This window comes from Limnobacter sp., assembly GCF_046297615.1.
In the GTDB taxonomy this organism is placed as follows: domain Bacteria; phylum Pseudomonadota; class Gammaproteobacteria; order Burkholderiales; family Burkholderiaceae_B; genus Limnobacter.
Genome location: NZ_JBKBHM010000007.1, coordinates 58,286 through 74,022, shown reverse-complemented (window position 1 = coordinate 74,022; position 15,737 = coordinate 58,286). Strand labels below are relative to the sequence as shown.

Sequence of the window (15,737 nt, the reverse complement as noted above, 5' to 3'; positions counted from 1 at the left end):
TTTGATTCTGATTTTTACCAACCGCCCAATATTGGGTATTTTTCTGAAAGAGGAAGCTTCATGAAAACCATCTCTACATTGTTGATTACTGCATGTATGGCCGCTGGCACGCTGATCGCAACGCCCGCTTTTTCCCAAGACGCCATGAAGAAAGATGCCATGGGCAAAGACGCCATGGCCAAGGACGCCATGGGCAAAGATGCCATGAAAAAGGACGCTATGAAGAAAGATGCAATGGGCAAAGATACCATGGGCAAAGATGCCATGGGCAAAGATGCCATGGGCAAAGATGCCATGGGCAAAGACGCGATGGGCAAAGACGCGATGAAGAAGTAAGGTTGTACCGAGGAGCATGCCGTGATTTTGCTGATGATTTCTTTTTTGGCTGGCGTTGTAACCATTGCTTCGCCATGCATCCTGCCCGTACTGCCTTTTGTATTTGCGAGGAAGGGCGGCTTGGGAATGTTTGGTGGACTCGCGGCAGGCTTCTCATTGGTGTTGGTCTTGGCCACAGTCAGTGGTCAGTGGGCCGCTGAACTGCATGAAACCGGTCGTAGCGTTGCGCTGGTGCTGATGGCCTTGTTTGGCCTGTCCATGCTTTTTCCGGCGTTGGGCGAGCGGCTATTCAAGCCGGCTCAAACCCTCGCTCAATTGATAAGCCCCAATGGCCAAACCACTGGCCGCTGGTCAGAATGGATGTTGGGTGTTTCAACCGGGTTGTTGTGGGCCCCCTGTGCGGGCCCGGTGCTGGGAGCCCTGTTGGCTGGGGCCAATGTGGCCGGTGGGTCAACACCCCAGACCACCGCAGCTTTGATGGCGTTTGCAGTCGGTTCGGCCACTGCGTTTATCGCAGCACGTGTCGCTTTTGGAAAGATCGGCCATGGATTGTCCAGCCGTTTCGGTTCAGTCGTGGCCTTGGGTATGAACTTGCGGCGCACCACAGGGGCGCTGATGTTGATTGGCGTGGCCTTGATCGCTTCTGGCCTGGGCAACCAGTTGGCCGTGCGTCTGCCGGGTGCCCCCACCGAAGGTCTTGAAAAAACCCTGTTAGAGCAGTCTAAATTCAACCCGTTTACCAAGGTGGCCGATGCGCCAGCACTTGCCTTGCCGGTTTTGGGCACCATGCCTTCCCTGCAAGGGGGGACAGGTTGGCTTCGTGGAAACCCGGTTAAGGACGCCGATCTGCGGGGTAAGGTGGTTCTGGTTGAGTTCTGGACCTTCGGTTGCATCAACTGTCAAAGGGCAATTCCTTACGTACAGGCGTGGCACAAAAAATTCGCCAATGACGGCTTGGTCGTGATCGGTGTTCACACGCCTGAGTTTGCGTTTGAACGCAACCGCGACAACGTGCAAAAAGCCATGGACAAAATGGGACTTGATTTTTTGGTCACCATGGACAACAACTTCACTGTGTGGAATCAGTGGAGTAACCAGTACTGGCCTACGCTGTATTTGGTGGATGGCTCTGGAAAAATCCGCTGGAAGCACATTGGCGAAGGGTCTTACAAACAGACCGAAGAGGCCATTCGTCAATTAATTCGAGAAAATAAGGCCCAAGGCACCTAAGCCGCATCCAAGCCTATGGGCGAAGTGTTTAACTAGCAACACTTCGCTTTACGCCACTGTTGCTTTGTCACCCATGAATTCACCCTTTAGCGAAACTTGCAGCCGTTTTCCTCGCACGCCCACGCTTGACGGCATAGATGTGGACTCCAAACGTGCTGAGATATTGCGTTACTTTCACGCCTCGTTTGACCGGTACGAGTCTTTGTTCACGGTGTTGTCCTGTGATGAGGCGTTTTACAAAAAGCCGATCTCGCTGCGCCATCCGCTGATTTTTTATTTCGGCCACACCGCCACGTTTTTCATCAACAAATTCATGCTGGCGGGTTTGATCAAGACTCGCATCGACCCGAGGCTGGAGTCCATGTTCGCGGTTGGGGTGGACGAGATGAGCTGGGACGACCTGTCCGAGGCCCATTACGATTGGCCAACAGTGGAAGAGGTTCGTGCGTACCGCCAGAAAGTGCGTAGTGTGGTTGATCAGGTGATTCGTCAAACACCGTTGACCTTGCCAATCGGCTGGAATGACCCCTTCTGGATTGTGTTGATGGGCATTGAACACGAGCTGATTCATCTGGAAACATCATCAGTTCTGATGCGCCAACATGACTTGAAGTATGTGAACCCGAAACCGGACTGGCGGCCATGCCGATCACACGGCAAGGCACCAACCAATACCCTGGTTGAGATTCCCAGTGATGTGGTGGTGCTGGGCCGCCTGCACAGTGACCCGGTGTACGGCTGGGACAATGAATATGGTCAGCACCGCGCAACAGTGGCCAGCTTTCAAGCGTCACAGTGTTTGGTCAGCAATGCTGAGTACCTGACATTCGTGGAGGAGGGGGGCTATCAACAGGATGACTACTGGGATGAAGAAGGCTTGGCCTGGCGTGAATTCGCCAAAGCCACGCATCCCACTTTCTGGGTCAGAGGCACTTCCGGGGCGGGCGACTGGCAGTTGCGTTTGCTTGCAGAGCACGTGCCGATGCCTTGGAATTGGCCGGTCGAAACAAATTGCCATGAAGCCCGCGCCTTTTGTCGGTGGAAAAGTGAACAACTGGGCGCCCCGGTGCGTTTGCCCACCGAGGATGAATGGAACCGGATCTATGACTACGCCAAGCTTGCGGATGTGCCTGCTCAAGGCCCAGCAGCTGCTAACCTGCATCTGGACCATTGGGCATCCAGTTGCCCGGTTGACCAGTTCGGCCATGCAGGCTTGTTCGATGTTGTGGGCAATGTGTGGCAGTGGTGCGAGACACCCACTTACCCCTTCGATGGTTTTACGGTACATCCTGTGTACGATGATTTCACAAGCCCCACGTTTGATCAGCGCCACAACATCATCAAAGGTGGCAGTTGGATATCGTGCGGTAATCAGTCCCGTCACGTGTCCCGTTACGCGTTTCGTCGCCACTTCTTCCAACATGCAGGTTTTCGTTATATCGTGACTTCAACACCAGCCGTCAATCCGTTGTCCACCTATGAGTCCGACGCATTGGTGTCTCAGTATGCGGAGTTTCATTACGGAGACCCCGCTTTTGGCGTCCCCAATTTCGCCAAAGCCATGGCGCAATTGTGCATCGCTGCACACAAGGCGCATGGAAACGGTTCTGATGCCCGTGCGCTGGATTTGGGCTGTGCCACTGGTCGCTCAAGCTTTGAATTGGCCCGCACGTTCCACAAGGTGGTTGGTGTGGACTTTTCGGCCATGCTTATCCAAGTGGGGGCCAAGTTGCTGGACGCTGGTACCATCCGCTACACCATGCCCGATGAAGGCGAGTTGGTAACGTATTACGAGCGCCGTCTGGACAGTCTGGGGTTGGATCAATTCAGCGATCGTGTTGAGTTTTGGCAGGGTGACGCCTGCAATCTGAAGCCGAGCCTCACCGGTTTTGACCTGATTCTAGCGGCCAATCTAATTGACCGTTTGTACTCACCGCGCCTGTTTTTGAACCAGGTGGCTGAACGTTTGAATCCGGGAGGTTTGTTGGTAGTCGCATCGCCATACACTTGGCTTGAGGATTACACCAAGCGCAGTGAATGGGTAGGCGGATACAAAAAGGACGGTGAGTCCTACACAACTCTCGATGGGCTGAAGGATTGCCTGAGCCCTAAGTTCGTCTTGGTGCAGGGGCCACAGGATGTGCCTTTTGTTATACGAGAAACCAAGCGCAAATTTCAGCACACCCTCAGCGAAGCCACCGTTTGGAAAAAGTGCACTGAGTAGGCTGATGTCTGATAACGACAGACAAGAAAAAAGGGCTAACCCTTGTGAGGTAAGCCCTTGTTTCTTTTGCTCAATTCTGGCGCGGCTGGCAGGATTCGAACCCACGACCCCTTGGTTCGTAGCCAAGTACTCTATCCAACTGAGCTACAGCCGCTGTGAAGAAGCGAGATTATGCATGAACTTCGGGTGTTGTGCAAGGGTGGTAGCGGAAAACACGACAAATTCCTTGGCTTTCACTTGATCGGAATTGTCTCTACACTGTGTAAAAGGCGTAAACCGCCCAATAAAAATTACAACGGAGACAATTTTTCATGAGTGAACCTGTCCTGCGCAAGGTCGCGTTGTGCTGCCTGCTGCCTGCTGCCTTTGCTGCCTATCGTGTCCGCATGCATGGGCGATTCAGATACCCCGACTTCGGCCAGTGGCGTTCAGCCCGCCGTGAGCGCCAATGAAGTGCAGCAGGCCAATGACGGGATCAACCTGACGCCCACGCCACAAGGGCAATGTGGTCCGGGCTCACGTCCGGAAACCGGCATGCAGGGGCAGATTACCCAAGAGGACTACGACAGTGGCCGTGCAGCGGCAGGCTTTACCTGCAACACGGAAATGGTGGGGTCTTTTGCAACGGGCGCACGGTTTGGACAGGTTGGGGGCTTTAAGGTTGAGCGTTATGTGGACAGTAAGGGCCAAGAGTGCGCCTACTACGACACCTCACTGGTGTACCCGCTGAACCTGCCCGAGCGGCAAGCGGGTGTGAATGTAATGGACATGAGCGACCCGACCAAACCGCGCCGCGTACGTAGTTTGGTCACGCCAGCGATGTTGTCGCCGCATGAGTCCTTGGTGGTCAACCAACGCCGTGGTGTGCTGGCAGCGGTGATGGGCAACCCGATCACCGCCCCCGGTATTGTTGACCTCTACGACATCAAAGATGATTGCCTGAACCCGGTGCTGAAGTCGTCAACGCCGTTGGGTATTTTGGGCCACGAAAGCGGTATGTCTGTGGATGGGAATACCTTCTACGTGGCGTCGCCTGGCACGACCAGCGTGATTGCATTGGACATTTCCAACTTGTCGCTGCCCAAGATCGTCTGGTTCGGTGCATATTCCTCGCATGGGATGACGCTGAGCGACGACGGCAACCGCGCTTACATGGCCACACTCGGCGGCCCGGGTGGTTTGGTGATTGTGGACACCAGTGAAATTCAAGCGCGCAAAACTGCCCCACGCGACCGCAAGGTGGCCGCATTAACCTGGGACACCTCGTCGATTCCGCAAAACACCATACCGGTGACGATTGCAGGCAAGCCCTACATCATTGAATTCGATGAGTTCCGATCCGGTGGTTCCGGGTTAGATGTGGTGAAAACAGACCCGCTGGCCCCGGCGCTGAAGGTGCTGGATTTGGTGGCCTCGCCCAATGGCCCTCTCGTGGGTGCAGGGCGCATCATTGACATTTCCAATGAAACGCAACCCAAGATCGTGTCCAACCTTCGGCTGGCGGTGCATGAGGCGCGTAACCGCGACCGTGTGGCTTCCGACCCGGGGGCGATGAATTTTGCGGGGGGGTATGGTGCGCACTATTGCGATGTGCCAACTCGGGTTGACCCACCGATAGTGGCTTGCAGCATGATGTTGTCTGGCCTGCGGGTGTTTGACATTCGCGACCCCGCCAACCCCAAGGAAGTGGCCTACTTCGTGGCGCCCGTGGTGCCCTGGGTGTTCAATACTTTGGCTCCACCCAGCAATTGGGCCATGTCCAAACCCACTTTTGTGCCAGAGCGCAAAGAGATCTGGTACAGCGACATCTACCAAGGGTTGTTTGCGGTCAAAGTGACCAATGGAGTGTGGTGACCCACAAGGTTGGGTTCAACGGATACGCAATTCTTGAATCCAGCGGTCACTCGCTTTCATGTCATGTCTGTTGGCTGGCTTCAACGGCGGGTCGGTGAGGTCAGTGGGTGGGGCTGAAATGTCGTTCAGGTCAATGGCGCGCGGCCGTCCAACCAACATGCCATTCTCGTCTTTAAATTCGTAGTACACGCCATTCCATAGTTTTGCGCCAAACTCTCCAGGTGACTTGGTGAGAAAAAGCAACTGGTGTTCCAGCCACGTGTAATTGCCGGGACCGACGGTGGAAGGATTTTTGTACGGGTAAGGGACATGACACGCCACTTCATTGGGACCTGTCAGGCATTTGAATTCGCGCATCGATAGAAAGTAATCGGTGAAGGCATGAATGTCCAGATTGAGTTTGAATTCACTGCGACCCTTCGCAACTGGCTTGAAATCGACGGTGCCCAAAGGAATTTCATGACCGTCGCGTGTGAGTGCATTTACGGCGCGGCTGCCGGTCAGCTCCCGCTGGGCCCCGGCGGGTGAGGTCAGCAACAGACTCAACAAGAGTGTGATCGATAGGTTCGTGGTATTGGTCATTGTTGCCTCCCGTTGCTTGAATCACTTAGGGTTGTGGATTGAGTGGTTTGAGCACCGTCAGTTCCTGACGTTGTTCGGCCAGCATGGACGCCGCGAGTTCGCGCACCTCAGCAGTGTGCGCCCATTGCGCGGCGTATTCCAGCATTGGGATGGCACTGAGGTGGTGGGCGCGCATGAGCTGCGCAAACAACGCATCCGCTTCTGCCCCTTGGGCTCCGAGTAAGTGGTTGATTTGGTCCATGCTTGCCAGTCCCGTCATGCCAGTGCCACTCGCTTTGCATTGGTTGATGAACATCAACTGGTCTTCCGTGGCATGTGGAGTCATCCAGTCCATATTCAGTTGGCGGGGCAGGGGCTCGGCTTGCCAGCTTTGCAACCATGCTTTGAACATGCCCATCTGCAAGCGCTGTGACACTTCTATTTGTCGGGCCAAAGCCGACCACTGGGTGTTTTGCTTGCTGCCCATCGCTTCGCTCAAGGTCAACGCTTGGCTATGGTGCACGGTCATGTGCTGCAAAAAGGGAATGTCTACCGCGGCTGTGGCCTGCTTTTGGGCTTGCTGCATTGCTCGGTAGTGCTGGTGCGCAGCCATCCACCCCACGCCTGCGGCCAGTGTGCACCCTAGCACAAGCGCAGCCAGCCAAGAAGATTTGGACATGTTGAGCACCTTGGCCACGGCTTATTCGGTTTTGAATGGGTAAACACCGGGGGCAAACTCGAGCACCATGAAGCCGTTGTCTTGGCAACTCACCCACAACTGGTCATTGACGAACCGTGGGGGGGATGAACACCAGTCCGTGCTCATGTCGCCACTGAGATTGGCGGAAGTGGGTATTCCAAAGCCCAATTTCTGAAGGTCACTCAGTGACGGCCCAAACCCAGCCGGGCTGGCGGCGTGCTCAGAGCCTGTGAGTATCGCTTTATTGGCCCGTTGAGCGGGTGGGTTGTAGTAGGCAATTTCCCGGGGTTTCAGCGGGTCGCGAATGTCAAACACCCGCACACCTGACTGGAAGTATCCGCAGGCCAAGGCTTGTGGGTCTGCCGTGCGGTCCACTTCGCAATAGTGGGCTTCGTAGCCGAATAGTCCGTTGTTACCCAAGTCTTCGCGACGCTTGTCGGCGTTCGCTGCTTGCTGAATTTCCAGCCGCAGACGCGATACGATGAAAGGCTTGCCTTCGTCGGCGATGTTCAGAATGCGGGTGGCACCCGTACCGAATTCGTCAACCACAATCAAATGCGGCACACCTTTAAAACTGATGGGTATGGTGTGTTGGGAAATTGATCCGTCAGTCCACAGCAATTGCCCCACTGGCCTGACGATGGGCACCGGCTTGCGGGCTTGCACGTCACTCACATCCAAAATCAGTACACCACCGGGCGCAGCCAAGGTCAGGTACATCCGGGTGCCTGCCTCATTAAATGAGAACCCGTGGTTGGGCAGAATGCTGTTGCCGATGTAGGCCAAGCGGGGTTTGCTGGGGTCGTCCAGATTGATGGCGGTGATGCTGCCGCCTGCTGAACTGGTGGCCCAGTAGGTTTTGCCGTCTGGGCTGAAGTTGCCCTCATGACCAAGGAAGTTGGCCGGCACGGTGAGCGGGCCAGCCAGCCCGTTGAGTAGCTTGGGTTGGGTGCAGTCGCCACTGATGTCGTAGATGTCCACAAACAAGCCGATGACAATTGGGCCAACGGCCACACCGGCCAGCAGTTGCCGTGGCTCATTGATTTTCAGGGATTCCCAGGTCCCGATGGTGAAGGCTGCGCTGTCGAGGCTTTTGACAAAACGCGGATTGGTGGGGGTAGTGACATCCACCACCTGCACACCGGGCAATTTTTTGCGTCCAATTCCGGAGAAGGCTGTGGCCATGTAGGCGCAATGCGAGGTGGAGGGGTTGACCCAAGTGGTGCCTTCGCCTTGAAACTGGCCGATGCGCTTCAGGTTGCACTGATAGCCTTGCTGACTGCGGCCGCTTTGCCGGTCGGCAAGGGGCACTCGGCCCTGAATGTCGGGTTCTGGTGAGTCGCCCGGTGCGCAGCCATTGATGGTGAGAAGGTCGCTGTCCAGGTTGGCTTGGCTTCCTGTCACCCGGCCAGCGTTCGTTGCTGTGGCAGGATCATTCGAGGACAGGCATCCGCCCAAGCAGAGGGAGAACAGCACAACCATCAAGGCCAGATGACTGAGGCTTCGAATTGAAAAGGCGAGCAGTTGTGGCATGACGGGGGTTGACTCGTTGTCAGGGTTATGGTGTTGATACATTGCAGCCAACCTGAGTGGATTCGCCGCCGGATGTGCTTGCTTTATTGGCTGTGCCATACTGTTTCTTGGGGCTGAAAACCGGCCCTGTGTATCCATCAAAGGAGTAGACAACATGCTGGGATATGTGACCCTGGGCACCAACAATTTGGCCAAAAGTGCCGAGTTTTTCGACAAGCTGTTCGCCCCCTTGGGCGCCAAACGCTTATTGGATTTGCCACGTGGGGTATTTTGGGGCACCGATTTTTCTCGGGGTTTTATGGGGGTAATGACCCCTTATGATGGCGAGGGTGCGGCCTGTGGCAACGGTACGATGGTGGCTTTGGCGGCCAGCAGCCGCGAACAGGTCGACCAGATGTACCAGCACGCGCTGAGCCTGGGGTGCACCTGCGAGGGCGGGCCCGGTGAGCGTATGCCCGGGTTTTACGCCGCGTACTTCCGCACCCCTGACGGTTACAAAATGAATTTCTTCAAGTTAGGCTGAACACGGCCGTAAGGCTATTAAGGGGCGGGCGCCTTGGATATGGTGCCTTCCCTGTACAGATAGTAAAATTCAATACAATTTTTTGAGTAATCAGGTTTCGCCATGCATCGCCTATTCCATTCACTCGCAGCCCTGTTGGTTGTGTTCAGTCTGACTGTGACAACGACAGCCGGGGCCAACACGGTTGAGCCCCCGGTTTATCGCTTTTCACCGGTGAATCAGTGGGACATTTCAAAGACGGCCGCGTACTGGAACCCGATCATCCAATACGTCAGTGAAAAAAGTGGCGTAAAGCTTGAACTGAAAATTGGACGAACCTCCGCAGACACCACGGCCTATGTGCTGGCTCAGGAGGTGGAGTTCGTATTCTCGAACCACCTGTTCAGCCCAGACCGGGAGAAGTTGGGTTGGCGTGTGTTTGGCCGCCGGATGGGGCCTGCCTTGTATGCCCAAATTGCGGTGCCTGTTGAATCGCCTATTCGCAAGCTTGAGGAGTTGAACGGCACCGATGTGGTTTACGCAGGGCCAGAGGCTTTCATCGGTTACCGGGTTGTTCACGGCCATCTGCTGTCCTCCGGCGTGCAGGTGAACCCGATTTTTGCAGGCAACCAGAATGCGGCATTTTCCCAATTGTTCGCTGGCCGGGCCAAAGCGGTGGGCAGCAACTCGGCCTTGATTGACGGCTATGAAGAACGCGCGGGCAAGAAGATGTTCCGGGTATTGTGGACTTCTGAGCCCTATCTGGATCTGGCTTTGATGGCCTCATCCAAAGTCAGTGACAAAGTGCAAAAAGCGGTGGCCTCGGCTTTTCTGGGTATGCATAAGGACCCAGTTGGACTGAAAATTCTCAAGAATGCCTCCGAGGTGGTGGGCTTGAGTGAAGATCAGTATTTCGTAGCCGCCAAAGATGCTGACTATGCGGCTTACCGGCGCTTTTATCAAAGTGCGCCAGTGGCTGTGAGGTAATCCTCCTTGCCTGATCAACAAAAGCGCTGGTGGCGGCGTTGGCTGCCCGAGCACTTGGTGACGCGTGTGTATGTGTTGTACACGGCCACCTTGATGTTTTTTGTCGCGCTCACCTTCGGATTGTTTTACACCTATCAATACCATTCCCTGATTGATGAGGCGCAGGACAGCGCCAACATGTTGATTGAGGTAATGGCCTCAACGGTGACGGACAGTGCGGTGATTGGCGATTACGACACCATTCAGCGTACGCTGAACCAGGCCATCGTGGGCTCCAGGTTTGCTGGCGCCAAGTTCATCGACTTGAGTGGTGCGGTGGTTCAAAGTGCCAATTCCAACATCACCAAAACTGATGGGCCCAACTGGCTGAAGCGGCAGGTCCAAAATCAGTTGTATGAGGTGAACCGAACCATCTCAGCCGGGGGCGTGGACTATGGTGTCCTCAGGCTGGCCTTTGATGTGGAGGTAATCACTCAAGGATTTTGGGAGTTGATTCAAGCCTCCGTGGGCCTGGCCCTGATGGCGGCTTTGGGTGGTTTTTTCATCATTCGCTTCCCCTTGAAGCGCTGGCTGACCAGCTTGCAGGATGTGACCCAGTTCGATGAAACCAACCGTGTGCCCAATGACCGGGAGATGGCTCGAAAAATTGCCAGAGTGCCCGTGGAGTTCAGGCCTGCATTTGAAATTCTCAGGCGCACAACTCACGAATTGCGGGACGAGTTGAACGCGCGGGACGAAGCACTGGCCTTGCTCAGGCAGGTGGTGGCCAGCCTCTTGCCCAAAGACGGTGTCGCTTTTGACAATCGGTCAAACGACTTGGCTATTGTGGCTTCAGTGGTGGCCAACTTGGTGGCCGAGCGTGAGGCTGATCGACTGGCGCTTCAGAAAGCCAAAGAAGAGGCTGAATCAGCCAACAAAGCCAAGAGTGAGTTTTTGGCCAACATGAGCCATGAAATCCGCACGCCCTTGAACGGCGTGATTGGCATGAGTGAGTTGTTGCTGGAGTCGGGTTTGAATGCCGAGCAACGGGACTTCATGAATGTGGTTCAAGAGTCGGCTGAACATCTGTTGGGGATCGTGAATGAGATTCTCGATTTCTCCAAAATCGAAGCGGGCATGGTGCAGCTTGAGGAGAAACCGGTCAACCTGCGGCAATTGCTGGATTTGTCCATGCGGCCTTTTGCGCCGAAAGCCGAGGCCAAAGCCTTGAAGTTAAGCTGGGCGGTTGACGCTGAGTTGCCCCAGCATGTGTTGGGCGATTCATTGCGCCTGGTTCAGATTCTGAACAACCTTGTAGGCAATGCCATTAAATTCACGCAACAAGGTGGCGTGTCGGTGCATGCGACTGTTCTGGCTGGCCCCAACCCCATGGTTCGCCTGGAGGTTGAAGACACTGGCGTGGGGATTCCATCGGAGTTGCAGGAGAAGATTTTTGCGCCGTTTGAGCAAGCCGATACGTCAACCACGCGGACTTACGGAGGCACGGGCTTGGGCTTAAGCATTACCCGAAAACTGGCCCGCTTGATGGGGGGGACGGTGAGCGTGCGCAGTATTCCGGATGTGGGCAGTTGCTTTGTTGTCGACTTGCCATTGAGGCCCGCTTTGGACTACGTGCAACTGTCGCCGACAGTGGCGAGTTCGCATGATCAGGTCGACCTGACCGGGCGCCGTGTTCTGGTGGTTGAAGACAATTTGGTGAACCAGACACTGGCTGCTCGGCTACTTGCCCGGTGGGAATGTGAAGTGACCTTGGCCGCCAACGGCCGCCTTGCGCTGGAGCTGGTGAAGGGCAAGCAGTTTGATGTGGTGTTGATGGACATGCAAATGCCGGTGATGAGTGGCCTTGAAGCCACGGCAGCCATTCGTGAGTGGGAACGGGAGCACAGCGGTCCACCTGTGCCTATTGTGGCCATGACCGCAAATGTGTTGCCCGAAGACCGTGACCGATGCTTGGCTGCGGGAATGAACGACTTTATTGGCAAGCCCATACGCGCTGAGCAATTGCGCGAATGTCTGCAACGCATGTTGGTGGTTTGACCGATTCAATCAATCTTCTTGTCCCCTCAGGAATTCCATATTCCGGTCGCCTGACCTATTCTTGAGTCATAGACCAAACAAGAACGGGGGACGCATGAACACAGAATTCGATTACATCATCATTGGTGGCGGAAGCGGCGGCAGTGTCATGGCTGCACGCCTGTCTGAAGACCCCAATGTCACGGTCTGTTTGCTTGAGGCGGGGGGCGAAGGCAACAGTGCCTTGGTGAACACCCCCTTGGGTATCGTTGGCATGGTGCCTACAAAAATCAACAACTGGGCTTTTGAAACAGTGCCTCAGAAAGGGTTGAATGGCCGGGTGGGGTATCAGCCGCGCGGAAAGGCTTTGGGTGGCTCATCGGCGATCAATGCGATGGTGTACATCCGTGGGCACCAAACTGACTACGACCGCTGGGCCAGGGAAGAGGGCTGTCAGGGTTGGTCGTTCAATGATGTGTTGCCTTATTTCAGGTTGTCTGAGGGCAATGAGGTGTTCAACAATGAATACCACGGGCAGGATGGTCCACTCAAAGTCAGCCAGTTGCGGTCGGACAACCCTTTTCAAAACATCTACCTGCAAGCCGCCAAGGAAGCCGGTTTCAAGCTGACCACCGATTTCAACGGGGCAGACCAAGAAGGCGTGGGCATTTATCAGGTGACCCAAACCAATGGCGAGCGGTGTAGTGTGGCCCGTGCGTATCTGTTCCCGGTGCTCAAACGCCCCAACCTGAGTGTGTACACCCAAGCCATGGTTGAGCGCATTCTCTTCGAGGGGAAAAGGGCTACAGGTGTGCAGGCCACGGTGCAAGGCACAGCCACCCGCTTGACCGCCAAGCGTGAAGTTTTGCTGGCTGCGGGTGCGTTTCAATCGCCCCAGTTGTTGATGGTGTCAGGCGTGGGCGATGCCCAAGAGTTACAGCAACATGGGATTCCCGTGGTGCACCATTTGCCCGGTGTGGGCAAGAACTTGCAGGACCACCCTGATTTCGTATTTGGCTTTAACACCCGGCACACGGCCACCCTGGGAATTTCGCTCAAAGGGGCGTGGCATCTGTTGACCCAGTTCTTGCGCTACCGCAAGGAGCGACGCGGCCTGATCAGCAGCAACTTTGCCGAGGGTGGTGGCTTTCTGAAAATTCGACCCGATTCCACTGCACCCGATGTTCAACTGCATTTTGTGATTGCCATGGTGGATGACCATGCGCGCAAGCCCAGTTTGGGACATGGTCTGTCTTGCCATGTGTGTTTGTTGCGGCCCAGGAGCCGAGGCACAGTCAAACTCGCAGGTCCTGGTATGGACAAGGCACCTGTCATTGACCCGGCATTTCTTGAGCACCCGGACGACGTGAAAGATTTGGTCGAAGGCTTCAAGCTGACCCGGAAAATCATGCAAGCCCCAGCCTTGGCACGCCACATCAGCGGCGACCCATTCACTGCGAATGTGAACACGGATGAGGAGATTGTGCAGAGCTTGCGCAACCGTGTGGATACGGTGTACCACCCCATTGGCACGTGCAAGATGGGTGTAGACAGTATGGCGGTGGTGGACACCGAACTGCGGGTTCACGGCCTTGAAGGCTTGCGGGTGATTGATGCGTCGGTGATGCCCAGTCTGATTGGCGGCAACACCAATGCACCTGTCGTGATGATGGCTGAAAAGCTGGTGGACTTGATGCGTGGACAGTCGCGCGTCGCGCCAGTGTCCACTACTGCACAGAGCCAGATTGTGGCCAGCCCCAGCCTGGAAGTTGTTTGATTGGTTGGCTTGAAGTGGATAGAAAACCACCCGACAGGCGAACCCGCCTGCCGGGTGTTTTTTTAGACAGGCAGTGGGACTGGCAAGTCGGGTGCAGCCGGCAGGCCCGAAGAACCGATGGGCAGTGCCGACAAACCAGCCATCAGCGAGTCCGCTGGGCTGCCACCGCCGGATGCGCCGGGAATGTCGAAGGGCAGTGCGCTGGCGTCCGTGGGAACTGGCAGTGAATCAAGGGGAGAGCCTCCACCCGAGGGCAGACCTGAGGGCAGGCCAGAGGGTGCACCACCCGCCAATGCATCGCTCAACTGCGTTGCAGGCCCTTCCAAAGGCGTTCCAGCCGCTTGTGCGGTCAACGTGGCCACGCCACTGTCAATTCCCGAGGTCACCATGTCTAAGGGGCCACCCAGCGGAGAATCCGCAATTGGGCCTGTCACCTCAGCCGGCAGTTGGTCTGTGAGGGCCGACACGGCGCCGCCCGATGCGGCCGGTGGGGCATCACCATCGTCTTTGTTCTGGTTGGCGATGAAAGCGACACCGGCGCTGCCAGCAATGGTGGCCACCAGAGGATCCATGCCCAGCGCGGCCAGATAGCCGCCAAACAGGCCCGAACTGGAGCCTTCTTTGGGTTCTTCTTCCACAGTTGCAACTGCGTCGGGGGCCACGACCGCATCGGTCACTTGGTCTGCCGGGGGCAGCTCAGTACTTGCCGGGGCATTTTCAGCCAAGGGTGCTGTTTCGGTTGCAGGCATCGCACTGTCGGCTGCGGGTGCAGCGGCCTCGACTGTGGTGGGCGCATCGGCGGGTTGGGCCAGCAATTCAGCAGCGGTGGCGTTGGTGTTGTTGTCCATGCTTCGGTCGGTTCCTGTCAGGGGAGTGTACTGTTGCTTATACGGCGAACCCGATCGACTGGATTCGGCAAATGGGGGCTGTGCGCCCCCTTGTTCATTGCCAGCGGCGGCCGGTCTTCAGGCCTGTATCGCCGGGCAGCAGGCTGTAAAAGTCGCCGTCCTCACCAATCGTCATTGGGCCGTTGTAGGCCTGTGATGTGCCCTTCATGAATATCTCGCGCATCGGTGGCAATGGCAGGGGGGGCACGATGTGGTTCAACACCACCGCCTTCACGCCAGCCTTCTGGGCTTCTTGGGCCACCTCCAGGGGAGTGGTGTGGTAGTTGGGAATGTCCTGAAAAATTTTGGCCAGTTTCAGCCGCTTGGATTCAAACGCAATGCTTTGCAGCCGCCCCACCAGTTCCGGGTGCAAAGCTTCGTGCAGCAGCAGGTCTGCGCCTTTGGACACTTCCACCAGGTTGTCGCTGGGCTGCGTGTCGCCGCTGATGACCACGGTGCGGCCTTTGTAAGACACCCGATAACCCACCGCGGGGTCAATCGGTGGGTGCTTCACCGCGAAAGCTTCAACTTTCACCCCGGCCTCTTCAAACACCGTGGACAGCGCCGTGGGTTCAAAAAACACACCTTTGGCTCCGGACATTTCCGGGTTCATGGTGTCCACACCGTGGTGGGCTGTGCGGTAGCGGGTGTCGTTTCGATACGCTTCAATGAACCCGGCCAACACCGATTCACCGCCCTTCGGGGCAATGAGCAGCATGGGTTTGTTGCTGCTTTGCTGGGCCCAGCGGGTCATCATCAATTCACCCAGCCCGTCAATGTGGTCTGAGTGAAAGTGGGTGAGGAAGGTGGCCTGAATGGGCCCTGTGCTCAAGCCCATGCGGTTGATTTGTCGGGGCGCAGATGAGCCTGCATCAAATTGCAGCACAGTTTTTCCAGCGATGACCATGGTGCACGGTGCAGCACGCTGTGGGTCCGGAAAAGGTGAACCGGTGCCGCACAGCGCCACATGCAAGCCGTCTGGCAGGCTGGCCAGTGGGTCCTGCATCCGCTCGCGAATGATTTTTTCCACCACCTTCAGTGTGATGGCCTCACGTTTGACCCAAGCCACACCGCCGCCCAACACCAGTGCGCCAAGCGCAGCGAACAGCACTTTTTTTGTGATTGTCATC

14 protein-coding genes and 1 tRNA gene are annotated in these 15,737 nt (G+C 56.1%); 9 read left to right on the top strand and 6 right to left on the bottom strand.

Annotation, left to right across the window (positions count from 1 at the left end):
- Positions 1–60: 60 nt before the first annotated feature.
- The 3 genes from ACK4FF_RS13640 (at position 61) to ovoA (ending at position 3,790) form a co-directional block, all read left to right on the top strand.
- Positions 61–336, top strand: a complete 276-nt coding sequence (locus tag ACK4FF_RS13640; protein WP_409710397.1) for a pentapeptide MXKDX repeat protein — start codon at positions 61–63, stop codon at positions 334–336.
- A 33-nt stretch (positions 337–369) separates the two neighbouring features.
- On the top strand, positions 370–1,566 hold the full coding sequence (locus ACK4FF_RS13635) for a cytochrome c biogenesis protein/redoxin (protein WP_409710825.1): 1,197 nt from the start codon (positions 370–372) through the stop codon (positions 1,564–1,566).
- Between the two features lie 73 nt (positions 1,567–1,639).
- Positions 1,640–3,790, top strand: a complete 2,151-nt coding sequence (ovoA, locus tag ACK4FF_RS13630; RefSeq protein WP_409710394.1) for a 5-histidylcysteine sulfoxide synthase — start codon at positions 1,640–1,642, stop codon at positions 3,788–3,790.
- A 77-nt stretch (positions 3,791–3,867) separates the two neighbouring features.
- Here the strand turns inward: ovoA and ACK4FF_RS13625 are convergent.
- A tRNA-Arg gene (locus tag ACK4FF_RS13625) sits at positions 3,868–3,944 on the bottom strand.
- Between the two features lie 157 nt (positions 3,945–4,101).
- On the opposite strand from ACK4FF_RS13625, the gene ACK4FF_RS13620 reads away from it, so the two are divergent.
- Positions 4,102–4,242, top strand: coding sequence for a hypothetical protein (locus tag ACK4FF_RS13620; RefSeq protein ID WP_409710391.1), 141 nt, complete (start codon positions 4,102–4,104; stop codon positions 4,240–4,242).
- Positions 4,229–5,644 carry an LVIVD repeat-containing protein gene (locus tag ACK4FF_RS13615; protein ID WP_409710388.1) on the top strand — a complete coding sequence of 472 codons (1,416 nt, stop codon included), beginning with the start codon at positions 4,229–4,231 and terminating at the stop codon, positions 5,642–5,644. Before ACK4FF_RS13620 ends, ACK4FF_RS13615 begins: the two co-directional genes overlap by 14 nt.
- Before the next feature lie 15 nt (positions 5,645–5,659).
- Here ACK4FF_RS13615 and ACK4FF_RS13610 read toward each other — a convergent pair whose 3' ends face one another.
- The 3 genes from ACK4FF_RS13610 to ACK4FF_RS13600 are packed head-to-tail and all read right to left on the bottom strand — an operon-like array spanning position 5,660 to position 8,438.
- A complete protein-coding gene (locus ACK4FF_RS13610; protein ID WP_409710385.1) occupies positions 5,660–6,226 on the bottom strand; it encodes a hypothetical protein in 567 nt (188 codons plus the stop codon).
- Between the two features lie 25 nt (positions 6,227–6,251).
- Positions 6,252–6,884 (bottom strand): DUF305 domain-containing protein, encoded by a 633-nt coding sequence (locus ACK4FF_RS13605; RefSeq protein WP_409710382.1) that lies wholly within the window; start codon positions 6,882–6,884, stop codon positions 6,252–6,254.
- Between the two features lie 21 nt (positions 6,885–6,905).
- Positions 6,906–8,438: an LVIVD repeat-containing protein gene (locus ACK4FF_RS13600; protein ID WP_409710379.1), complete on the bottom strand. Its 1,533-nt coding sequence runs from the start codon at positions 8,436–8,438 to the stop codon at positions 6,906–6,908.
- Positions 8,439–8,592: 154 nt separating this feature from the next.
- Here ACK4FF_RS13600 and ACK4FF_RS13595 point away from each other — a divergent pair, with 154 nt between their 5' ends.
- The 4 genes from ACK4FF_RS13595 (at position 8,593) to ACK4FF_RS13580 (ending at position 13,720) form a co-directional block, all read left to right on the top strand.
- Positions 8,593–8,961 (top strand): VOC family protein, encoded by a 369-nt coding sequence (locus ACK4FF_RS13595; protein ID WP_409710376.1) that lies wholly within the window; start codon positions 8,593–8,595, stop codon positions 8,959–8,961.
- Between the two features lie 102 nt (positions 8,962–9,063).
- Positions 9,064–9,927 (top strand): phosphate/phosphite/phosphonate ABC transporter substrate-binding protein, encoded by an 864-nt coding sequence (locus ACK4FF_RS13590; RefSeq protein WP_409710373.1) that lies wholly within the window; start codon positions 9,064–9,066, stop codon positions 9,925–9,927.
- Positions 9,928–9,933: 6 nt separating this feature from the next.
- Positions 9,934–11,964: an ATP-binding protein gene (locus tag ACK4FF_RS13585; protein ID WP_409710370.1), complete on the top strand. Its 2,031-nt coding sequence runs from the start codon at positions 9,934–9,936 to the stop codon at positions 11,962–11,964.
- 94 nt (positions 11,965–12,058) lie between these two features.
- Positions 12,059–13,720, top strand: a complete 1,662-nt coding sequence (locus ACK4FF_RS13580) for a GMC family oxidoreductase (protein ID WP_409710367.1) — start codon at positions 12,059–12,061, stop codon at positions 13,718–13,720.
- Between the two features lie 62 nt (positions 13,721–13,782).
- Here the strand turns inward: ACK4FF_RS13580 and ACK4FF_RS13575 are convergent, their stop codons facing one another.
- Both ACK4FF_RS13575 and ACK4FF_RS13570 read right to left on the bottom strand, forming a co-directional pair.
- Positions 13,783–14,568, bottom strand: a complete 786-nt coding sequence (locus ACK4FF_RS13575) for a hypothetical protein (protein ID WP_409710365.1) — start codon at positions 14,566–14,568, stop codon at positions 13,783–13,785.
- Positions 14,569–14,662: 94 nt separating this feature from the next.
- Entirely contained in the window at positions 14,663–15,736 is a 1,074-nt protein-coding gene (locus ACK4FF_RS13570) for an MBL fold metallo-hydrolase (RefSeq protein WP_409710362.1), read from the bottom strand.
- Between the last annotated feature and the right edge of the window lies 1 nt (position 15,737).

What these genes read in the sequence shown, in the direction of transcription:
- ACK4FF_RS13610 (WP_409710385.1), bottom strand. Translation starts at nt 6,226, where the DNA reads ATGACCAATACCACGAACCTATCGATCACACTCTTGTTGAGTCTGTTG.
- ACK4FF_RS13605 (WP_409710382.1), bottom strand. Translation starts at nt 6,884, where the DNA reads ATGTCCAAATCTTCTTGGCTGGCTGCGCTTGTGCTAGGGTGCACACTG.
- ACK4FF_RS13600 (WP_409710379.1), bottom strand. Translation starts at nt 8,438, where the DNA reads ATGCCACAACTGCTCGCCTTTTCAATTCGAAGCCTCAGTCATCTGGCC.
- ACK4FF_RS13590 (WP_409710373.1), top strand. Translation starts at nt 9,064, where the DNA reads ATGCATCGCCTATTCCATTCACTCGCAGCCCTGTTGGTTGTGTTCAGT.
- ACK4FF_RS13620 (WP_409710391.1), top strand. Translation starts at nt 4,102, where the DNA reads ATGAGTGAACCTGTCCTGCGCAAGGTCGCGTTGTGCTGCCTGCTGCCT.
- ovoA (WP_409710394.1), top strand. Translation starts at nt 1,640, where the DNA reads ATGAATTCACCCTTTAGCGAAACTTGCAGCCGTTTTCCTCGCACGCCC.
- ACK4FF_RS13595 (WP_409710376.1), top strand. Translation starts at nt 8,593, where the DNA reads ATGCTGGGATATGTGACCCTGGGCACCAACAATTTGGCCAAAAGTGCC.
- ACK4FF_RS13640 (WP_409710397.1), top strand. Translation starts at nt 61, where the DNA reads ATGAAAACCATCTCTACATTGTTGATTACTGCATGTATGGCCGCTGGC.
- ACK4FF_RS13580 (WP_409710367.1), top strand. Translation starts at nt 12,059, where the DNA reads ATGAACACAGAATTCGATTACATCATCATTGGTGGCGGAAGCGGCGGC.
- ACK4FF_RS13570 (WP_409710362.1), bottom strand. Translation starts at nt 15,736, where the DNA reads ATGACAATCACAAAAAAAGTGCTGTTCGCTGCGCTTGGCGCACTGGTG.
- ACK4FF_RS13635 (WP_409710825.1), top strand. Translation starts at nt 370, where the DNA reads ATGATTTCTTTTTTGGCTGGCGTTGTAACCATTGCTTCGCCATGCATC.
- ACK4FF_RS13575 (WP_409710365.1), bottom strand. Translation starts at nt 14,568, where the DNA reads ATGGACAACAACACCAACGCCACCGCTGCTGAATTGCTGGCCCAACCC.